The organism is Enterococcus sp. DIV0840, assembly GCF_050527835.1.
GTDB classification, from domain to species: domain Bacteria; phylum Bacillota; class Bacilli; order Lactobacillales; family Enterococcaceae; genus Enterococcus_L; species Enterococcus_L ureasiticus.
Genome location: NZ_CP172876.1, coordinates 873,868 through 891,948 on the forward strand (window position 1 = coordinate 873,868; position 18,081 = coordinate 891,948).

Sequence of the window (18,081 nt, forward strand, 5' to 3'; positions counted from 1 at the left end):
GAGATTTTTATGGCTAAAGTATCGATTATAATTCCGATCTATAACGTTGAAGATCATTTGAAAAAGTCAATTCAATCTGCATTAGATCAAACATTTATTGATTTTGAATTAATTGCTGTTAATGATGGTTCTACTGATGATAGTCCAGTTATTTTGGCAAATATGGCTGAAATGGATTCAAGGATTAAAGTTATCGATCAGAGTAATCAAGGTGTCGGTGGGGCTAGGAATACAGGGTTATCTGTGGCTAAAGGGGAATATATCTATTTTGCTGATGCTGATGATTATTTAGAAAAAGATCTTTTAGAAAAAGTGATTGATGCAACTGATAATCGTGAAATCAATTTAATTGTGTTTGGGTATAAAATGATAAAAAATGAAAAAGTGTTTAAAACAAGAACGATTAAAGATAAACATTTTGCTAGGACAAATCAAGATTTTGCAGAGTTTTTTGGTGAACATAATGAAACGATTGATATGAATTCATTATGGAATAAGTTATATAGAAGAGATTTTTTATCTAAAAATGAACTATGGTTTTCTGATAAAAAAATAGGAGAAGATGCTTTTTTTAATTATGAAATATATGAAACTATTGACAAAGTTCTTTTTTTAGATGAAGTTCTATACAATTATGTTATTCAAAGAGATGGGTCAGCGATGTCAGCATTTCAGGGAGAACAAAAAATAAAAGATAAAATCAGTGCCATGGAGTTACGCCAAACGCTACTGAAAAAATGGGGCTTGCCGAAACTGAATTCAGATATACTGTATATAAATATTATTTTTTCGGAAGTACTATCTTTGAGTAATTCGAATGAATCTACAGATAAAAAAAAATTGCTACGGGAATATTTAACAAACCAATATATATATGAATTAATTCATGTAATAGAGTATAAAAATCTGGGTACATTAAAAAATAAATTAAAGTATGTATTTTGTAAAAAAAGAATTCTTTGGAGTTTAATTAACTTATTATAGGAGATAGAGATGGAAAAGTATATGGTTTCTGGATATTGGAAAAATAATTTAGGTGATGATTTATTTTTAAAAGTATTATGTGAGAGATTCCCGAAAAGTACTTTTTATACATATGTAGATAAAGAATATATATCATCTTTTTCTGATATGAAAAACTTGAAACTTATTTCAAATAGTAGTGTTGTATTAAAAGTAATAAATAAGTTGCTGACTTTTTTTAAGTTCCCTTTGATTTCTGATCTATATACTGCTCTTTATTTTGATCAATATATAGAAATTGGTGGCTCCATATTTATGCAGAATGATAACTGGGAACAAAAATTTCAACGTAGAAAATTTATCAGCAAGCATGTAAAAGATTATTATATTATTGGTAGTAATTTTGGTCCATTTAATTCTGAAAAGTATTTAAAATCTTATTTTAAATTATTCAATTCAACAAATAAGGTTTCTTTTCGTGATCATAAATCTAGAAAGTTCTTTTTGGATATTGATACAATAAATGTTTCACCCGATGCTATTTTATCTTTGGATACACATGAATCAAATACATATCAAGAAAGTACAACGGATTACGTACTAATATCCGTAATAGATTTGAAAACAAAAAAAGCAAGTCGTTCTGATGAGTTGAACATGTTAGCAGATGATTATGAACATAAGATAGCAGAAGTAGTAAGAGAATACATCAATATCGGGAAAGATGTGTTATTAATATCATTTTGTGATTTTGAAGAAGATAATTTAGCAATTGTTAGAATATTAAACAAACTACCAGAAGAGGAAAAAGCTTCAAATAAGATAAAAATATTTCAGCATAAGAAAATAGAGGACTCGCTAAATATTATAAAAAATGCAAAAAAAATTATAACAACTCGCTTCCATGGGATGATTTTGGGTTGGTTATACAGAATACCTACATTCGTAATATCTTATAGTGAAAAGACGGAAGTTGTAATCAAAGAATTATATAGTGACCAATCTTATTATGATATTAAAAATTTTACTCAACTACCATTCACAGATATTGAAGCGAACTTTTCTATTATTCCGCAAGAGAAAATAGACGAAATACGTTACGCTTCTAATAATCAATTTATGTTCGTTGATCAACATGAAAGTATGATGGAATGACATGGAAAATAATAAATATAAAAAATTATTAGGTAATTCTGCGATTTTTGCAATAGGTAATTTTGGGAGTAAAATAATAAGTATAATATTTGTTCCCATTTATACTTATGCATTAACCACTCAGGAGTATGGACAAATAGATTTGCTTACAACGACTGTTAGCTTGTTTTTACCTATAATAACGTTAAGTCTGTACGAAGCAGTTCTTCGATTCATTATGGATAAGAATAGTAATGAAAAAGCTATATTAAGTAGTTCGGTCATAGTCATCTCGATGATTTCACTATGTATTTTGATGGTAGGTATAATTACAAAGTTAGATAAATTATTATTCTATTTTATCATTCTATTGATACTACAAGCATACCAATCTGTATTCTCTCAATTTATACGTGGTGTAGGTAAGATAAAAATATATGCTTTTAACGGTATACTTATGACTTTTACAACGGTATTATCAAATGTTTTATTACTCATTTATTTTAAATTAGGAATAGATGGGTATATGTTATCGTTAATAATTGCTAACCTTACTTCGATATTTTATTTATTGATAGTAGGTAAGTTAAAAAAATTTCTCAGTATTAACGATTTTAATATTCCCTTGATCAAAAAGATGTTAGTATACTCTGCGCCGCTGGTTCCAAATATGATCATGTGGTGGTTAATAAATAGCTCCACTAGATATTTTATTCTTTATTATATTGGAGCTTCAGCAAATGGAATATACGCTGTTGCTAATAAGATACCGGCTCTAATTTCAACTGTGACAACGATATTTGCTCAAGCTTGGCAACTTTCAGCTATAGAAGAATTTGATGCTGAAGATAAGTCTACTTTTTATTCAAATACATTTTCATTTTATTATCAAGTATTGTTTATAAGTGCTTCGTTAGTTTTTAGTGTGCTAAAGCCTGTATTAGGAAAAGTTTTACAAGATTCTTATTATAGTAGTTGGCAAATAGCTCCCATATTGGTTCTTGCTGTTTTGTATTCAAGTTTTTCAAGCTTTTTAGGTACAAATTATATTGCAGCTAAAAAAACTAGGGGTGTGTTTATCTCATCAGTTATCGGAGCAGTGTGTTCAGTTAGTCTGAATTTGATACTAATACCTTTATTTGGGTTAATGGGTGCAGGAATTGCTTCAACAATTAGTTTTTTTGTTATGTGGATTATAAGACTTTACGATACAAAAAAATACATTGTAACTAAGATAGATTGGACTAATTTTGTAGGGAATAATTTGATTTTGATTTGCCAGATAATAATAATGTTTATTTTTGATATGTGGTCTTTACTAGTTTTAGAGTTTATACTCGTAGTAGTTTTACTTGTAATGAATAGAAAAATCGTAAGTAAAATATTTACCGAATCGCTGAAGTATATCAAACTGGTATCAAAAAAAGCGAAGTAAGAAGTTCTCATTTTTTATTGTCGATTAAAGAATAAAAAATGTTATAATTTTTTTAGGTGAAAAAATAGAATCTAGAGAGATGCCAATGGAAACGTAAAGAGGAGCTATTATGAAAAGAGTAATAACATATGGAACATTTGATTTGTTGCATTATGGGCATATCAATCTTTTAAAAAGGGCAAAAGAACAAGGAGATTATTTGGTAGTTGCGTTATCAACCGATGAATTTAATTGGAATGAAAAACAAAAAAAATGTTATTTTTCTTATGAAAAAAGAAAACAGTTATTGGAAGCAATAAGGTATGTAGATTTGGTGATTCCAGAAGAAAATTGGGAACAAAAAATTACGGATATTGAGAAGTATCAGATTGATACTTTTGTAATGGGCGATGACTGGGCTGGAAAGTTTGATTATATTACTAAAAAGGCAGGAGCTAAAGTTAATTATGTCTCTAGGACCCCAGAAATTTCAACTACACAAATAAAAAAAGATTTAGGTGTTGATTAGATCTGCTTATAAGCAGGTGGTGGTTTTTTTTTAGGATAAACTAATAGAATTCAACTACCATTATTTTACAAATACATTAAGATATCATGCCAATTCCCCAAAAAAGTTGCGGCTTGGTTCAAATTGTGAGAAAATAGGTTTCATGAATTATTCTTGCAAAAATGAGGAAGTGTCTTATGAAGTTATGGAAAAAAGTAATATTAACCGCTTTAGGATTAGTTCTTGTTTCAGTTGCAGGTTTCTGCGCATATGGGATTAAAATGTATTCTGATGCATCTGGTACAGTAAAAGGTGTGTATGAATCAATCGACCGGACTTCTAAAAGAAGAGATACGGCTGTGAATATTGATGCACAAGAACCTTTTTCAGTATTACTGATGGGAATTGATACTGGCGATTTGGGACGGACAGAACAAGGTCGTTCTGATACGACAATGGTGGTTACGATTAATCCTAAAGAAAAAAAATCTACAATGATTAGTTTGGATCGGGATATTTTAACTAATATCGTTGGATATGGCACAGAAGATAAGTTGAATCATGCCTATGCTTTTGGTGGTGCAAAAATGGCGATTGATACAGTCGAGAATTTATTAGATATACCAATCGACAATTACGTATCGATCAATATGAAAGGTATGAAGGATTTAATTGATGCTGTAGGCGGTATTGAAGTGGATAATCCATTTGAATTTACGTTAGATGGTATTACGGTTCCTAAAGGTCATAACAAGCTTGACAGCGAGACTGGTTTAGCCTATGCGCGGATGCGTGAAGAAGACCCAGAAGGCGATATTGGACGTCAACGCCGTCAAAGAGAAGTCGTTGAAAAAATTGTTAATAAAGTCATCAGTTTAGATGGTGTTTCTAAATACAGAAAGATTTTAGATGCAGTTAAAGAGAACGTGAAGACAGATTTAACTTGGGATAACATGGTAGATATTCAGAAGAAATATATGCCTGCTTTCAAAGATATTGATTCTTTACAATTAGAAGGTGAAGGGCAAGAGATTGGCGGCATCTATTACCAAATTTTAGATCCAACCAAATTATATGATGTTCAAACAAACTTACGGGCTCAATTAGGTTTGCCTGAAAATAAAGATATGCAAGCAAAAGATAATAGCAACTATAATAATTATGTTGGCGGTAATGAGTCTGGCTCTTATGGAAGTTCAGGTACTGCTAATAATTATGACTACGTTCAAGATGCAGCAAATGTTGATCCGAATTCTTATACAGACCAAAATGTGGCAGATGAAGGACAATATTCAGGTGGTTATTAATAGGTAAACTTCTATTCTCGAAAGAGAATAGAAGTTTTTTTTATTTTATATCCACTTTAGACTAGAAATCTTTTTTATAGGGTGTTATAATTGGACTATACCAAATATGAACATAAGGGAGCAATATTCAATGGAAATTATCAAAGTAGCGAACGCAGAAGAAGGCGGAAAGAAAGCATTTGAACTCATTAAAGAAGGTATGAACAATGGTGCAAAAGTTTTAGGACTTGCGACAGGAAGTACACCTGAGACCTTATATAAAGAAATGACTGCAAGTGATTTAGATTTTACAGATATGACTTCTGTAAATTTGGATGAATATGTTGGGTTAGGTGGAGACGATGATCAAAGTTACCGTTACTTCATGAATGATCAATTATTCAATAAAAAACCGTTCAAAAACACATACGTACCAAACGGAAAAGCTGAAGATTTAGCTGCTGAATGTAAGCATTACGAAAGTATTATCGATGGCAATCCAATCGATATCCAAATCTTAGGTATTGGTCAAAATGGACATATTGGTTTCAACGAACCAGGAACTCCTTTAGATAGTCTAACTCATGTAGTTGAATTAACAGAATCTACAATCAATGCGAACAAACGTAATTTTGAAAAAGTAGAAGACGTACCAACAAGAGCTGTTTCAATGGGAATCGGTTCAATCATGAAAGGTAAAAAAATGATTTTGATGGCATATGGTGAAGCGAAAGCCGATGCAATCAAAGGAATGATCGATGGACCTGTTTCTGTTGATTTACCAGCAAGTGCTTTACAAAATCATTCAGATGTTGTTGTCATCATTGATGAGGCAGCAGCAAGTAAGCTATAAGAGTAAGAGGTCGTGATCAAAGTTAATTACTTTGATCACGCTATTTTTTTATAAAAATGAACGTCATTCCCTGGATCCCAATTAGTGCTATAATGAAATAGAAGAGTAATAGGAGGAATGAATATGACGAATATAAATTTAACAGTTCCTGAAATTATTATACGACTATGTTTAGCAATGCTAATTGGCGGAGTGATTGGATTTGAAAGACAATATAAAAATCGACCAGCTGGTATGCGGACACATATTCTAGTTTGTATGGGTGCCACGATTATCGCACTGATTCAAGTTGAAATTGCTGCAAATGCTTTGCAAGATGCGATAAATCACCCAGAATTATCTGGTGTGATTCGATCAGATCAGGCCCGTTTGATTGCTCAAGTAGTTAGTGGAATCGGGTTTTTAGGTGCAGGAACGATCATTGTGACGAAACAGTCAGTAACAGGTTTGACCACGGCGGCTTCATTATGGGCTGTTGCAGGATTAGGAATTGCGATTGGGATGGGTTACTATGCAATTGCCATCACTAGTTTTATCGGTGTATTCATCGCTTTGACATTAGTGAGAAAAGTAATCCACGTACCGACAACAAAAAAATTAGAGATTCGCTATATACACAAACAGGAAACGAAAGAATTTATCAATCAGTATTTTGAAGAACATAAAATCGAAATCGAAGATGTAAATTTTAATGTGATATTAGTTGAAGATACGCAAATTTATACGAATATTTATACGATTGATTTGCCAAAAGGAATGACCTATGCTGAAGTTATAGAAGATTTATCGATTTATAAAAACATAACAAAATTGCGTTTGGTAAGTATTTAAACTATTTTTATGAGTACAACAAAAGAAGGTAGCCTCAAAATTTTCTTGAGGCTATCCTCTTTTTAGTGTAATGAGTATTGCAGATAAAAAAGAATAATCCAGCTTAATAAGACGGTCAAACAGCTACTAAAAAAATTGACCCAATCATTTGTCATCCATGATATTCCGCTGATTTGTTTCGTTTGTTGTAGATGATGCTGTGTTTGTTCTGTTATTTGTCCACAGATAGGACAACGGTATTTTGTTTGAAGTGTTGCGCCTAATAAACTATCCACAAGAGAATCAAAGACACCACAAATAAGAGGAACGATAACGAATAAGCTACTTGGAAGCTGAAAAATAGGATGCCAATTATAAACTAGCCAGAAAGAAAATGAAATCAATAGGCTGCCAAAGAACGATGCGATACTTCCGAGCATAGATACACCACCGGACAAACCTGGTTCAATCTGTTTAAATGATAGAATAGAGCGCGGAGCCTTCTTACTTAAAATTCCAATCTCAGAACCCCATGTATCAGCAGTTGCTCCAGCAATTCCGCTGACATAACCAATCAAGAATAATTGGTTTTCTGTGTAATAGAAAAGAATTAAAGAAATAATTGCTGGAAGACTATTAGCAAGTACTTGCCAAGCATCTCTTGTATGATCTTTTTGAACAAGTGATTTAGTTTTAGTCACGTTTATCCTTTTTTTTGACAAATGAATACATCCTGAACTTGCAAAAAATAAAATAAGTAATCCCCAAGTTGGCCATGATCCAAAACCACAAACAACAGTAGCAACAAAGATCAACGCTAGTACGCCAGATGTTGTAAGTAGACGAGCGATATAAGAAAACAGACCGATTATGCTTCCTACAATAAAGCCTAAAAGTAATTTGTAAAATAAAATAGTCATGGTACACCTCATAAAATAATTGCTTTAGTAAAAGCGTTGTGAATAGATTAAGTATATCATGGAAAGCTCATTGACATTAGAGCTAGGAATTCAAACTGTTTAGGAAAAAAATAAGTCTAAGATAAAAACTCAAGCAGTTTTATCCTAGACTTATTTTATTTTTTTAGAAAGAGTTATTCCATACCAATCAAATAATCGTCATCTTTCATCGCTTCAACAGTTCCTAATAGGTAACCATTACCGACTTGAGAGAAGAAGTCGTGATTGCTTGTTCCAGTAGAAATACCATTCATAACAATCGGGTTAACATCATTTGCTGTATCAGCGAATAATGGATCCATGCCAAGGTTCATCAAGGCTTTGTTAGCGTTGTAACGTAAGAAGGTTTTCACTTCTTCAGTCCAGCCTAAACCGTCATATAATTCTTCAGTATAACGTTCTTCATTTTCATACAACTCATAAAGAAGGTTGTACATCCAATCTTTCATTTCATTTTGTTCTGTTTCAGATAATTCATTGAATCCTAATTGGAATTTGTATCCAATGTAAGTCCCATGAACAGACTCATCACGAATGATCAATTTGATGATTTCAGCAACGTTTGCTAGTTTGTTATTTCCTAAATAATAAAGAGGCGTATAAAAACCAGAATAGAATAAGAACGTTTCTAAAAATACGCTCGCCACTTTCTTTTCTAAGGGTGTACCGTTTTTATAAATTTCATTGATTTTTTCTGCTTTTGTTTGCAAATAAACATTTGTATTTGTCCATTCAAAGATATCATCGATTTCTTTTTTAGTGTTTAATGTACTGAAGATCGATGAGTAGCTTTTAGCGTGAACGGATTCCATAAATTGGATATTGTTTAAAACTGCTTCTTCATGTGGTGTGCGGACATCATTTCTTAACTGCTCCATACCACTTTCAGACTGAACAGTATCCAACAGTGTCAAACCGCCAAAAACGTAGCCTACCGTTGTTTTTTCGAGGTCTGAAAGAGTTCTCCAGTCATCTAGATCATTTGATAAAGGGATACGAGTATCTAACCAAAATTGTTCTGTTAGTTTTTCCCAAGTTGATTTATCTATCACGTCTTCGATGGCGTTCCAGTTGATTGCTTCATAATATCTTGCCATGTATTTTCCTCCTCATTACCTTTACAATAAAATACAGTAAATCATAGAATAAGGCGACCAGAGGGCGCCTCATTCTGTTGATCCAGCTTCACAGGCTAGCTCTATCGACAAGTAGATAAATTTCTTTCAAAGACGAAGAGCCTCTTTGAAAGAATTTCCTAGCTTGCTCAAGAGCTGGGTGAGCCTGTTCCGCTTTTCTAGATCACACAGCTTTCACATTGGTTACTACCAATCTCTTCAGCATCATCTGTAAACGTTCGTACGTAATAAATCGATTTAACGCCTTTATGGAAAGCATAGTGGCGTAGAATATTCAGATCACGTGTTGTTTGTTTTGGTGAATCTTTCCATTCGTATAAACCTTCTGGAATTTCAGAACGCATAAACAATGTCAAACTCATTCCTTGATCCACATGTTGTTGTGCTGTCGCATAGACATCGATTACTTTACGCATATCCATGTCATAAGCAGATGTGTAATAAGGAATCGTATCATTTGCTAGATAAGGAGCAGGGTAGTAAATTTTACCGATTTTCTTTTCTTGGCGCTCTTCGATCATACGAGTGATCGGGTGGATACTAGCGCTTGTATCATTGATATAAGAAATAGAACCATTAGGTGCTACAGCTAAACGATTTTGGTGGTACAAGCCGTCTTTTTTCACTGCATCCCGTAAGTTTGCCCAGTCTTCAGAAGTTGGAACAAAAATATCTTTAAAGATTTCTTTGACTTTATCTGATTGAGGAGTGAAGTCTCCTTCAATATATTTATCGAAATATGAACCATTAGCATAATCAGATTTTTCAAAATTATGGAATGTTTCGTTGTATTGTTTTGCAATGTTATTACTTTCTACTAAAGTCCAGTAGTTTAATAAAGTAAAGTAAACATTGGTAAAATCAAGTGAGTCTTTAGAGCCATATTCCATATGGTTTTTAGCAAAGAATGTATGCAGCCCCATCGCGCCAAGTCCAATTGTATGACTTAATCTATTTCCGTTTTGAATAGAAGGAACGACATCGATATCAGAGGCATCAGTAACAAAAGTTAACGCACGTGTCATTGCACGAACAGATTTACCAAAATCAGGACTGTCCATCAAGTTGACGATATTTGTTGAACCTAAGTTACAGCTGATATCTGTACCAAGTGTTTCATATTCTTGTTTGCCATTTAAAATAGAAGGTGTTTGAACTTGTAGGATTTCTGAACATAAGTTACTCATAATGATTTTGCCATATGCAGGATTGCTTCTGTTGGCTGTATCGATATTGATGATATATGGGTAGCCAGATTCTTGTTGTAATTTAGAAATTTCATTTTCTAGATCACGTGCTTTGATTTTACGTTTACGAATTTTAGGATTAGCCACTAGATTATCGTATTCTTTGGTAATATCAACGTAAGAGAAAGGCACGCCATACTCACGTTCTACACTATAAGGGCTGAATAAGTACATATCTTCATTATTACGAGCTAACTCATAAAACTTATCAGGAACAACGACACCTAAAGATAAAGTCTTCACACGAACTTTTTCATCCGCATTTTCTTTTTTCGTTGAAAGGAACATTTCGATATCCGGATGGAAAACGTTTAGGTAAACAACTCCAGCACCTTGACGTTGACCTAATTGATTAGAATAGCTAAAGCTATCTTCGAACAATTTCATAACTGGAACCACGCCACTAGCAGCGCCTTCGTAGCCTTTGATCGGTGCTCCAGCTTCACGTAAGTTTGCTAATGTGATACCCACACCGCCGCCAATACGTGATAATTGTAAAGCAGAGTTGATCGAACGGCCGATGCTGTTCATATCATCTGTCACTTGGATCAAGAAACAAGAAACAAGCTCACCACGACGTTTACGTCCAGCATTTAAGAAAGAAGGTGTCGCAGGTTGGTAACGTTGGTGGATCATTTCATCAGCTAAAACTAAAGCCAATTCTTCGTTGCCATCAGCAAAATACAATGCATTGAAAGCCACGCGATCTTCATAGCTTTCTAAGTATTCTGTACCTTCATTGTTTTTAAGTGCATATTGTGAATAAAACTTGTAAGCTGCCATAAATGATTTGAACTCGAAATTTTGCTCATCAAGAAATGTATATAATTGTTCAATAAAAGCCATAGAATATTTTTCGATAAATGCTGTTTCTAAATAATCGTTGTCGATTAAGTATTTGATTTTTTCTTCTATAGTATTGAAGGTTCTTGTATTAGGAAGGACATTTTCTTTGAAGAAAGCTTCCAATGCTTCTTTATCCTTATGTAAAGGAATTTGTCCGTCAACAGGACGGTTGATCTCATTATTCAGCTTAAAATAGCTAACATCTTTAATTTCTTTTAGACTCAAGTTCATTCACTACTTTCTTAAAGGATTCCACGTCTTCGTTCGTGCCGCTAAATTCAAAAGCAAAAAGCATTGGAACGTTGTAATAACGTGCTATGTCTTTGGCTGTATATACATATAATTCTGCGAAATTGAGGTTTCCGCCTCCAGCAACGCCTTGCAAGTATTCTCGATTGCTTTTGTAATCAAGAAAATCGTTCACTACTTCAGTGATTTCTTGGTCATAAGTAGGAACAACTAGGACAAAAGGCTCATTTATCTCAAAAAAAGGATCCGCAGGCTCAATTTCGCAAGCTGCTAAATCCAATTTTTTAATGAAGCGTCTGGTTTGTCCGGTGACTGAAAAATAAACAATTTTCATTTTAGCTAGCCAATTGTTTTAATTGATCAGGACGGAATCCTACAACAGTTGTAGCATCAGAAGTGATAACCGGAACACTTTGGAATCCTTGTTCTTTTAACCAATCGATTGCATCTGGTTGGATATCGATATTTACTTCTTCAAATGCTATATTATTCTCGCTCAAAAAGCGTTTTGCCATTTTACATTGGATACAATTATTTTTAGAAAAGATTTTTACGTTCATTTTTAATTCCCCCTCAATTAGTTTACTTCACTAGTATAAATCTCTCAGGGAAAAAGTCAACACTTAGGCACTACATATTGTGGTTGTTTTTTGATGCAATACCATGTTTTGTGTTTTTGAAAGAAATATGAAAACACGTATTCTCTAGATTTGAGCGACTTTTATGGTCATTTTCGTGTTTAAAAAAGAAATTTGTTAAATTTTGAATTGGAAATTTTAATTGGTAAGGCACAAGATATAGTGGTAAGTCGATGTAAGACACACTAAAAGAATAGGACTGAGTTTGGCTGGAAAATATTTTCTTACTATAGGTAGAAAGGAGATTGATTTAAGTATCACAAACGAGTATACTTAATGAGAACGATTATCAATATCAATGGTAATTTAGATGAAACTTTTTCACATGCTGAAGAAAAAGTTTAAGTATACATGAGCGAGCACTTTTAAAATAGGGAGGACCACCAAATGTTGACATTGGCACAAGCAAAGTTGAATAAGGTTTATACAATCGAAGAGATTCAGGCAGAAGGTTTTGCAAAGAAACATTTGAATAATCTTGGTCTTGTCCCAGGTGGGAAAGTTGTCTTGGTGAATTATTCTAGTGAGAATGGAATTGTTTTGCTGCATAATAGCCGAATTGCAATTAATCTATCTGTGCTGAAACAGATTACAATAGTAGAAAAAAGTATGGATGAAGAAAATTGGCTATCTCTAGATAAGTTAACAGTAGGTGAAAAAGCTCGTGTCATTGGGATTCATGGGCAAGGAGCTGTTAAAAGACGATTGATGGATATGGGGCTGACAAAAGGTGTGGATCTTCTTGTTAGGAAAATGGCACCTTTAGGAGACCCAATTGAAATCAATCTTCGTGGGTACGAACTGACACTAAGAAAAAACGAAGCAGAACTAGTCTTGGTACAGAAAGAAGGATAAGGAATGAAAGAACAGCATATTGCTCTGACAGGAAATCCGAATAGTGGGAAGACAACGGCGTTTAATGCACTGACAGGTGCCAATCAATATGTAGGGAATTGGCCGGGCGTTACGGTTGAACGAAAAGAAGGTAAACTGAAAAAAAATAAGCAGATAACGATTCAGGATTTGCCAGGTATTTATTCTCTTTCTCCGTATACACCAGAAGAGGTGGTGGCCAGAGACCATTTACTTAGTGGTAGTCCAGATGTCATTGTAAACATCGTTGATGCTACAAATCTAGAACGGAACTTGTATTTGACGACTCAATTGATGGAGACTGGGATTCCTGTTGTGGTCGGGTTGAATATGATGGATATTTTAGATAAAACTGGAAAAAAAATCAATATTGAAAAACTGTCTTATGGTTTAGGTGTAGATGTATTAGGTGTCAGTGCTTTAAAAAATCGTGGACTTGATGATTTAGTAAAAAAAGCAGTTAAAGCAGCAGAAGTCTTCCCGCCAGAATTTAACTATCCGACTTATGATAATCGTTTAGAAGCAGCATTAAATGAAATCATGGATGTTTTAGGGAATAGTGTTTTGGAGAAACAAACTCGTTGGTACAGTATCAAATTGTTTGAAAGAGATGCTAGAGTCCGCAAAGAGCTAGTATTGAGTACACTACAGCAAAATGAAATAGAAGAAATTATTAAGATCACAGAACAAATCTTTGGTGATGATAGTGAATCGATCGTCATTAATGAACGATATGAATTTATTACTCGTTTAACGGCTCTTTGTTCAATCGAGAAAAATGAAATTACATTTAGTGCAAGTGATAAAATCGATCGAGTCGTGACGAATCGCTGGCTAGCTTTACCTATTTTTGCTGTAATTATGTGGTTTGTTTATTACTTAGCGATTCAAACAGTCGGAACAATGGGTACAGACTGGATCAATGACGAGTTGTTTGGAAGTCTTGTACCAAATACCGTTGAAAATCTATTAGCTAATTGGCAAGTAGCGCCTTGGATGCAAAGTTTGATTTTAGATGGAATCATTGCTGGCGTTGGAGCTGTACTTGGTTTTTTGCCACAGTTAGCTGTTTTATTCTTATGTTTAGGTTTCTTGGAAGATTGCGGGTATATGTCAAGAATCGCCTTTGTCATGGACCGTTTGTTTAGAAAATTTGGACTGTCAGGTAAATCGTTTATTCCAATGTTGATTGCGACAGGTTGTGGGGTACCAGGTGTCATGGCTAGCCGTACGATCGAAAACGAAAAAGACCGTAAGATGACGATCATGGTTACAACCTTTATGCCATGTTCAGCAAAATTGCCGATTATCGCCTTGATTGCTGGAGCCTTTTTCCCGAAAAGTAGTTGGGTTTCACCATCCGCCTATTTTATTGGGATTGCAGCAATTGTATTATCGGGAATCGCATTGAAGAAGACACGTTCGTTTTCAGGAGATCCAGCTCCGTTTATTATGGAATTACCATCCTATCATATGCCGCAATTGCGTGGTGTTCTCCGTCATGCGTATGATCGTAGTAAATCATTTGTTAAAAAAGCGGGAACGATTATTTTCGTGATGAGTATCATTATTTGGTTTACATCTACGTATACATTTACATTACAAGAAGCAGCCGAAGATCAAAGTATTTTGGCAAATTTAGGTAAAGTCATTGCACCACTGTTCGCACCACTTGGTTGGGGAACGTGGCAAGGCGCGGTTGCTACAATTACTGGTTTAGTTGCAAAAGAAAATGTGATTGGCACATTTGGTATTTTGTTCGGACATGTAGGTGAAGTATCTGAGGATGGAGTGGAAGTTTGGTCTGCGTTACAAGGTGCATTTACACCAGTTGCGGCCTATTCATTTTTAGTCTTTAATTTGCTGTGTGCACCATGTTTTGCAGCAATTGGCGCAATTCGAAGAGAGATGGGCGACTGGAAATGGACCTGGGGTGCGATCGGGTATCAGTGCGGTTTAGCGTATGTTGTTAGTTTCATTATCTATCAATTTGGGCACGTTATTTTTGAGAACGGTCAAGTTGGTGTGGGGATAATGATTGCCACACTGTTATTGATCATCATGGGCTATTATTTAGTTAGAAAACCAAAAGTAAAAGAAGAAGCAGTTATCACATTGGCAACTTTAGAAAGAGGGTAAGAATATGGCGACGTTTATTTTGGCGGTATTGATTTTTGGCGCAGCTGGATATGTTGTTTATTCTCGAATCAAAAAAGGGAAGAGCTGTGATGATTGTCATACGACTTGCCCTGTAAAAAAAGAACAAGGGAAGTAAAAAAGGTCAGATACAACGAGATAAAACGAACGTAATTTATTTTGTTGTGTCTGATGTTTCCTCTTGAATAAACAACTTTCAAGTGCTACAATATTTAAGTACTAATTATTTGGGTCGTTAGCTCAGTTGGTAGAGCAGCTGACTCTTAATCAGCGGGTCATGGGTTCGAGCCCCTTACGACCCATTGGGTGCCAAACCCACGAGAATGGTATTCTGTCGGCGTCTTCGGACGTTTAGAAGATGGAATATGCATTCTCTTTTTTTATTTATTATGAATTGTTCTTCGTAGTAATCATATGAAGTGAGTATTCCGTTATTTAATGATAAACTAAATAAAAGAAACGTCTAGGAGGGGAAAAGAATGAAAAAGAAATGTATCTATTCATTTATATTACTAGCAGGATTAACGCTAGCTGCTTGTGGAGGAAAAGGGAAGACTGTTGAAAGTTCAACTACAGCTAAAAGTACTGAAAAAACCAGCCAAACCACAACTACAACCAGTAAAACTACTACAAAATCTAGTACCAGCCAAAGCTCAACAAAACCGTCTTCATCAGAAACAAAGCCAAGTGAAAGCCAATCTGCTGTGAAATCAGATAATAATACACCTGCAAAACAAGCAGAAGCTGTCTTAAATCAGTTAAATAAAGATTTTCCAAACAACCAATTACCACAAGCGATATTAACAAGCCAAACAGCTGAGTATTTGACAGCAGCAACGACAAGTGCTGCTGATCAAGGGAGTTTTAGAATCTTATATTACGCTGAAGATCACGGAATTGCAGTCAATGATCTTGCAGTCAATGACTTACAACCCATTGCTTCATTCGAGAAAAAATCCTATGGTTCCAATGATGAAGCTGCTGGTGCTGTGAATCAAATTATTGATAATGGTGGAAGACAGATCGATTTAGGGTATGGAATTACAGGTTATCAACAAGGTGCCGCAGGTTCTAGTTTCTTATCATGGCAAGAAGGAAATTGGAGTATGGTCGTTAGAGCATCAAATATTGGTGGGGAAGTTGCTGAACCGTTAGCTAAAGAAGCCGTTGCTTATTTAGAAACAGCAATGCTTCCAGCTCCTCAAAGCGTGGGGCAAATTTCTTTAACAGCTAGTATAAGCGATAGCTACCAAAATAATTCAGTTGTTTGGCAAAAAGGGACGACAGTCTACACGATTCAACACTTCGATGCCCTGCAAGCACTCAAAATGACTGTATCGACAAATCAATGATCATAATAATTATTTTCTAACAAAAGCAAACGAAGTATAATTCGGTTAATAAGAATTTCTACTAATCAAAAAATAATGAGGAAAGCCTTGCGCCTATTATTTGTTTAAAGAAAGATTGATTTTCAAGGAAAAAATAAAGCAGAATCAGCATTGACGAAACATTCACTCATCTTGTACAATGAGTACATGATAGAAGTGAAATAATAAAATAAAAAAAGGCACTTCACAGTTTGGTGGCCGCCAAACTATGAAGCCCTGAAAAGTCAGCAGACACTGACCGATCAAGTTGCCCTCGTCAATGCAAAAGCACTGACATGATTCATTGTACTCAATTTTTAGGAAAATATCTACCCCTAAAAGTACACGAGATAATGAACATGCCAGCGTTTACTTATTGAACGATACAACGGTATTGGAAGGAATTCTGATACCGTTTTTTATTTTTCACTTCTATCTCTTGTTTTAAATATCCTTGTTGATCGTACATATATAGTGGAGGTAAGTATGAATTAACGATTTGGGGTATATTGAATAAAGTTTACCACTATAGGCATTTGATTTATCTATTGGGGAAGAAAATCAACGACTGAAAAAATGTGCTCATTTAAAATCAGAAGAAACTCTTTTTTGCCTATAGTGGTAGCTTTAAACATAAGTATAGGAATATGTCATATACTTTAAACTTATTATAATAGAAGAATTACGTCAGACGCAATTGAAACGCCGTTAAAAATATAAAAAGGAACAGAACCCTTTGTTTAACTACCAAATAATCTTGGTATGATTAGGTTCTGCTCTTTTTTTATTTATTGTGTAATACTACTTTTATCGGGCTGAGAATGAGCTAAACGACTAGCCGCCGCCGCTGCGATGGCACCAACGATATCATCTAAAAAAGTATGAACTTGTGGTCCTTCATGAGAGTTCAACTTGGCTAAAATACCAGGTTTTACTTTATCGATATAGCCGTAATTTGTAAAACCAATCGAACCATAAACGTTAACGATTGAAAGAGCTAAAATTTCATCAATACCGTAAAGACCTTCATCTTCTTCTAAAATTTCTTGTAAGGGATGAAGTAATTTTTTTTCTTCAGCTAAAATATCTAACTGAATCCCCGTAATAATTGTATTATGCACTTCCCGTTTTGATAAAACACTATCAATATGTTCGATACAAGTCGCTAAATCAAGATCTTCAATATAGGGCTTTTGTAAAAATAAAACCAATTCTGCCAAATCTTCCATCTCAACACCACGTTCTTTTAATAATTGACGTGCTTTTTGCTCTAATGTTTCCCCTTTTATTACCAAAATAAAAACCTCCAATGCGTCATTTTTAAACTTAGAATACATCAATGGTATACTATCTAAAGAGAAAAATGCAAGGAGAAGATCAATGAACCCACTAATAGAATGTTGTGAACAAAATTTAGCTAAAGGTGCAGAGCTGTTGTTGAATGACCCATTTATCGAAGAAAACGGTGATGTGATCTCTTATTCCTGTATGAATGAATGTGTCCTTTGCGCACAAACATTTTTTGTTTTGTTTGAAGGAGAACGAATTACTGGTACCACACCAGAAGAGCTGGTTGAAAATATAAAAAAAGCCATTCTATTATGGCAGGAAGATATGGGGTAAAAAAATAGAACGTGC

General features: G+C 34.3%; 18 protein-coding genes and 1 tRNA gene. 13 read left to right on the forward strand and 6 right to left on the reverse strand.

The window, feature by feature from the left end:
- Positions 1-9 precede the first annotated feature (9 nt).
- The 7 genes from IGL98_RS04090 (at position 10) to IGL98_RS04120 (ending at position 6,989) form a co-directional block, all read left to right on the forward strand.
- The gene (locus tag IGL98_RS04090) at positions 10-984 is read left to right on the forward strand and encodes a glycosyltransferase family 2 protein (protein WP_206911755.1); all 975 of its coding nucleotides are present in this window, start codon (positions 10-12) and stop codon (positions 982-984) included.
- Between the two features lie 9 nt (positions 985-993).
- Positions 994-2,118 carry a polysaccharide pyruvyl transferase family protein gene (locus IGL98_RS04095; RefSeq protein WP_206842756.1) on the forward strand — a complete coding sequence of 375 codons (1,125 nt, stop codon included), beginning with the start codon at positions 994-996 and terminating at the stop codon, positions 2,116-2,118.
- Position 2,119: 1 nt separating this feature from the next.
- The gene (locus IGL98_RS04100) at positions 2,120-3,532 is read left to right on the forward strand and encodes a lipopolysaccharide biosynthesis protein (RefSeq protein WP_206842757.1); all 1,413 of its coding nucleotides are present in this window, start codon (positions 2,120-2,122) and stop codon (positions 3,530-3,532) included.
- Positions 3,533-3,641: 109 nt separating this feature from the next.
- Positions 3,642-4,040 (forward strand): glycerol-3-phosphate cytidylyltransferase, encoded by a 399-nt coding sequence (tagD, locus tag IGL98_RS04105; protein ID WP_206842758.1) that lies wholly within the window; start codon positions 3,642-3,644, stop codon positions 4,038-4,040.
- A 176-nt stretch (positions 4,041-4,216) separates the two neighbouring features.
- The gene (locus IGL98_RS04110) at positions 4,217-5,326 is read left to right on the forward strand and encodes an LCP family protein (protein WP_206911756.1); all 1,110 of its coding nucleotides are present in this window, start codon (positions 4,217-4,219) and stop codon (positions 5,324-5,326) included.
- A 130-nt stretch (positions 5,327-5,456) separates the two neighbouring features.
- Positions 5,457-6,158, forward strand: coding sequence for a glucosamine-6-phosphate deaminase (nagB, locus tag IGL98_RS04115; RefSeq protein WP_206911757.1), 702 nt, complete (start codon positions 5,457-5,459; stop codon positions 6,156-6,158).
- A 123-nt stretch (positions 6,159-6,281) separates the two neighbouring features.
- Positions 6,282-6,989 (forward strand): MgtC/SapB family protein, encoded by a 708-nt coding sequence (locus IGL98_RS04120; RefSeq protein ID WP_206842762.1) that lies wholly within the window; start codon positions 6,282-6,284, stop codon positions 6,987-6,989.
- Between the two features lie 62 nt (positions 6,990-7,051).
- On the opposite strand, the gene IGL98_RS04125 is transcribed toward IGL98_RS04120, so the two are convergent.
- From IGL98_RS04125 to nrdH, 5 genes are all read right to left on the reverse strand, one after another.
- Positions 7,052-7,888 carry a DUF92 domain-containing protein gene (locus IGL98_RS04125; RefSeq protein WP_206911758.1) on the reverse strand — a complete coding sequence of 279 codons (837 nt, stop codon included), beginning with the start codon at positions 7,886-7,888 and terminating at the stop codon, positions 7,052-7,054.
- A gap of 173 nt (positions 7,889-8,061) precedes the next feature.
- Positions 8,062-9,024 carry a class 1b ribonucleoside-diphosphate reductase subunit beta gene (gene nrdF, locus IGL98_RS04130; protein WP_071879348.1) on the reverse strand — a complete coding sequence of 321 codons (963 nt, stop codon included), beginning with the start codon at positions 9,022-9,024 and terminating at the stop codon, positions 8,062-8,064.
- Positions 9,025-9,221: 197 nt separating this feature from the next.
- Positions 9,222-11,381, reverse strand: coding sequence for a class 1b ribonucleoside-diphosphate reductase subunit alpha (gene nrdE, locus IGL98_RS04135; RefSeq protein ID WP_206842765.1), 2,160 nt, complete (start codon positions 11,379-11,381; stop codon positions 9,222-9,224).
- Complete coding sequence (gene nrdI / locus IGL98_RS04140; RefSeq protein WP_206842766.1) at positions 11,362-11,739, reverse strand: class Ib ribonucleoside-diphosphate reductase assembly flavoprotein NrdI; 378 nt, start codon at positions 11,737-11,739, stop codon at positions 11,362-11,364. Before nrdI ends, nrdE begins: the two co-directional genes overlap by 20 nt.
- A 1-nt stretch (position 11,740) precedes the next feature.
- Positions 11,741-11,965: a glutaredoxin-like protein NrdH gene (gene nrdH, locus IGL98_RS04145; RefSeq protein WP_010760423.1), complete on the reverse strand. Its 225-nt coding sequence runs from the start codon at positions 11,963-11,965 to the stop codon at positions 11,741-11,743.
- Positions 11,966-12,430: 465 nt separating this feature from the next.
- Between nrdH and IGL98_RS04150 the strand changes: the two genes are divergently transcribed.
- The 5 genes from IGL98_RS04150 to IGL98_RS04170 all read left to right on the forward strand — a co-directional run bounded on the left by IGL98_RS04150 (position 12,431) and on the right by IGL98_RS04170 (position 16,425).
- Positions 12,431-12,898: a FeoA family protein gene (locus IGL98_RS04150; RefSeq protein ID WP_069645606.1), complete on the forward strand. Its 468-nt coding sequence runs from the start codon at positions 12,431-12,433 to the stop codon at positions 12,896-12,898.
- A gap of 3 nt (positions 12,899-12,901) precedes the next feature.
- Positions 12,902-15,055 (forward strand): ferrous iron transport protein B, encoded by a 2,154-nt coding sequence (gene feoB, locus IGL98_RS04155; protein ID WP_206911759.1) that lies wholly within the window; start codon positions 12,902-12,904, stop codon positions 15,053-15,055.
- Positions 15,056-15,059: 4 nt separating this feature from the next.
- Positions 15,060-15,191 carry a FeoB-associated Cys-rich membrane protein gene (locus IGL98_RS04160; protein ID WP_084013245.1) on the forward strand — a complete coding sequence of 44 codons (132 nt, stop codon included), beginning with the start codon at positions 15,060-15,062 and terminating at the stop codon, positions 15,189-15,191.
- Positions 15,192-15,302: 111 nt separating this feature from the next.
- A tRNA-Lys gene (locus IGL98_RS04165) sits at positions 15,303-15,375 on the forward strand.
- A 177-nt stretch (positions 15,376-15,552) separates the two neighbouring features.
- Positions 15,553-16,425 carry a hypothetical protein gene (locus IGL98_RS04170; protein WP_206842768.1) on the forward strand — a complete coding sequence of 291 codons (873 nt, stop codon included), beginning with the start codon at positions 15,553-15,555 and terminating at the stop codon, positions 16,423-16,425.
- 806 nt (positions 16,426-17,231) lie between these two features.
- On the opposite strand, the gene IGL98_RS04175 is transcribed toward IGL98_RS04170, so the two are convergent.
- The gene (locus IGL98_RS04175; RefSeq protein WP_069645603.1) at positions 17,232-17,738 is read right to left on the reverse strand and encodes a phosphatidylglycerophosphatase A family protein; all 507 of its coding nucleotides are present in this window, start codon (positions 17,736-17,738) and stop codon (positions 17,232-17,234) included.
- A gap of 85 nt (positions 17,739-17,823) precedes the next feature.
- Here IGL98_RS04175 and IGL98_RS04180 point away from each other — a divergent pair, with 85 nt between their 5' ends.
- Positions 17,824-18,066 carry a DUF1450 domain-containing protein gene (locus IGL98_RS04180; RefSeq protein ID WP_069645602.1) on the forward strand — a complete coding sequence of 81 codons (243 nt, stop codon included), beginning with the start codon at positions 17,824-17,826 and terminating at the stop codon, positions 18,064-18,066.
- The last annotated feature ends 15 nt before the right edge of the window (positions 18,067-18,081 follow it).

Bases quoted from the DNA above. Each gene is read 5' to 3' on its own strand.
- IGL98_RS04090 (WP_206911755.1), top strand. From the start codon at position 10: ATGGCTAAAGTATCGATTATAATTCCGATCTATAACGTTGAAGATCAT.
- IGL98_RS04095 (WP_206842756.1), top strand. From the start codon at position 994: ATGGAAAAGTATATGGTTTCTGGATATTGGAAAAATAATTTAGGTGAT.
- IGL98_RS04100 (WP_206842757.1), top strand. From the start codon at position 2,120: ATGGAAAATAATAAATATAAAAAATTATTAGGTAATTCTGCGATTTTT.
- tagD (WP_206842758.1), top strand. From the start codon at position 3,642: ATGAAAAGAGTAATAACATATGGAACATTTGATTTGTTGCATTATGGG.
- IGL98_RS04110 (WP_206911756.1), top strand. From the start codon at position 4,217: ATGAAGTTATGGAAAAAAGTAATATTAACCGCTTTAGGATTAGTTCTT.
- nagB (WP_206911757.1), top strand. From the start codon at position 5,457: ATGGAAATTATCAAAGTAGCGAACGCAGAAGAAGGCGGAAAGAAAGCA.
- IGL98_RS04120 (WP_206842762.1), top strand. From the start codon at position 6,282: ATGACGAATATAAATTTAACAGTTCCTGAAATTATTATACGACTATGT.
- IGL98_RS04125 (WP_206911758.1), bottom strand. From the start codon at position 7,888: ATGACTATTTTATTTTACAAATTACTTTTAGGCTTTATTGTAGGAAGC.
- nrdF (WP_071879348.1), bottom strand. From the start codon at position 9,024: ATGGCAAGATATTATGAAGCAATCAACTGGAACGCCATCGAAGACGTG.
- nrdI (WP_206842766.1), bottom strand. From the start codon at position 11,739: ATGAAAATTGTTTATTTTTCAGTCACCGGACAAACCAGACGCTTCATT.
- nrdH (WP_010760423.1), bottom strand. From the start codon at position 11,965: ATGAACGTAAAAATCTTTTCTAAAAATAATTGTATCCAATGTAAAATG.
- IGL98_RS04150 (WP_069645606.1), top strand. From the start codon at position 12,431: ATGTTGACATTGGCACAAGCAAAGTTGAATAAGGTTTATACAATCGAA.
- feoB (WP_206911759.1), top strand. From the start codon at position 12,902: ATGAAAGAACAGCATATTGCTCTGACAGGAAATCCGAATAGTGGGAAG.
- IGL98_RS04160 (WP_084013245.1), top strand. From the start codon at position 15,060: ATGGCGACGTTTATTTTGGCGGTATTGATTTTTGGCGCAGCTGGATAT.
- IGL98_RS04170 (WP_206842768.1), top strand. From the start codon at position 15,553: ATGAAAAAGAAATGTATCTATTCATTTATATTACTAGCAGGATTAACG.
- IGL98_RS04180 (WP_069645602.1), top strand. From the start codon at position 17,824: ATGAACCCACTAATAGAATGTTGTGAACAAAATTTAGCTAAAGGTGCA.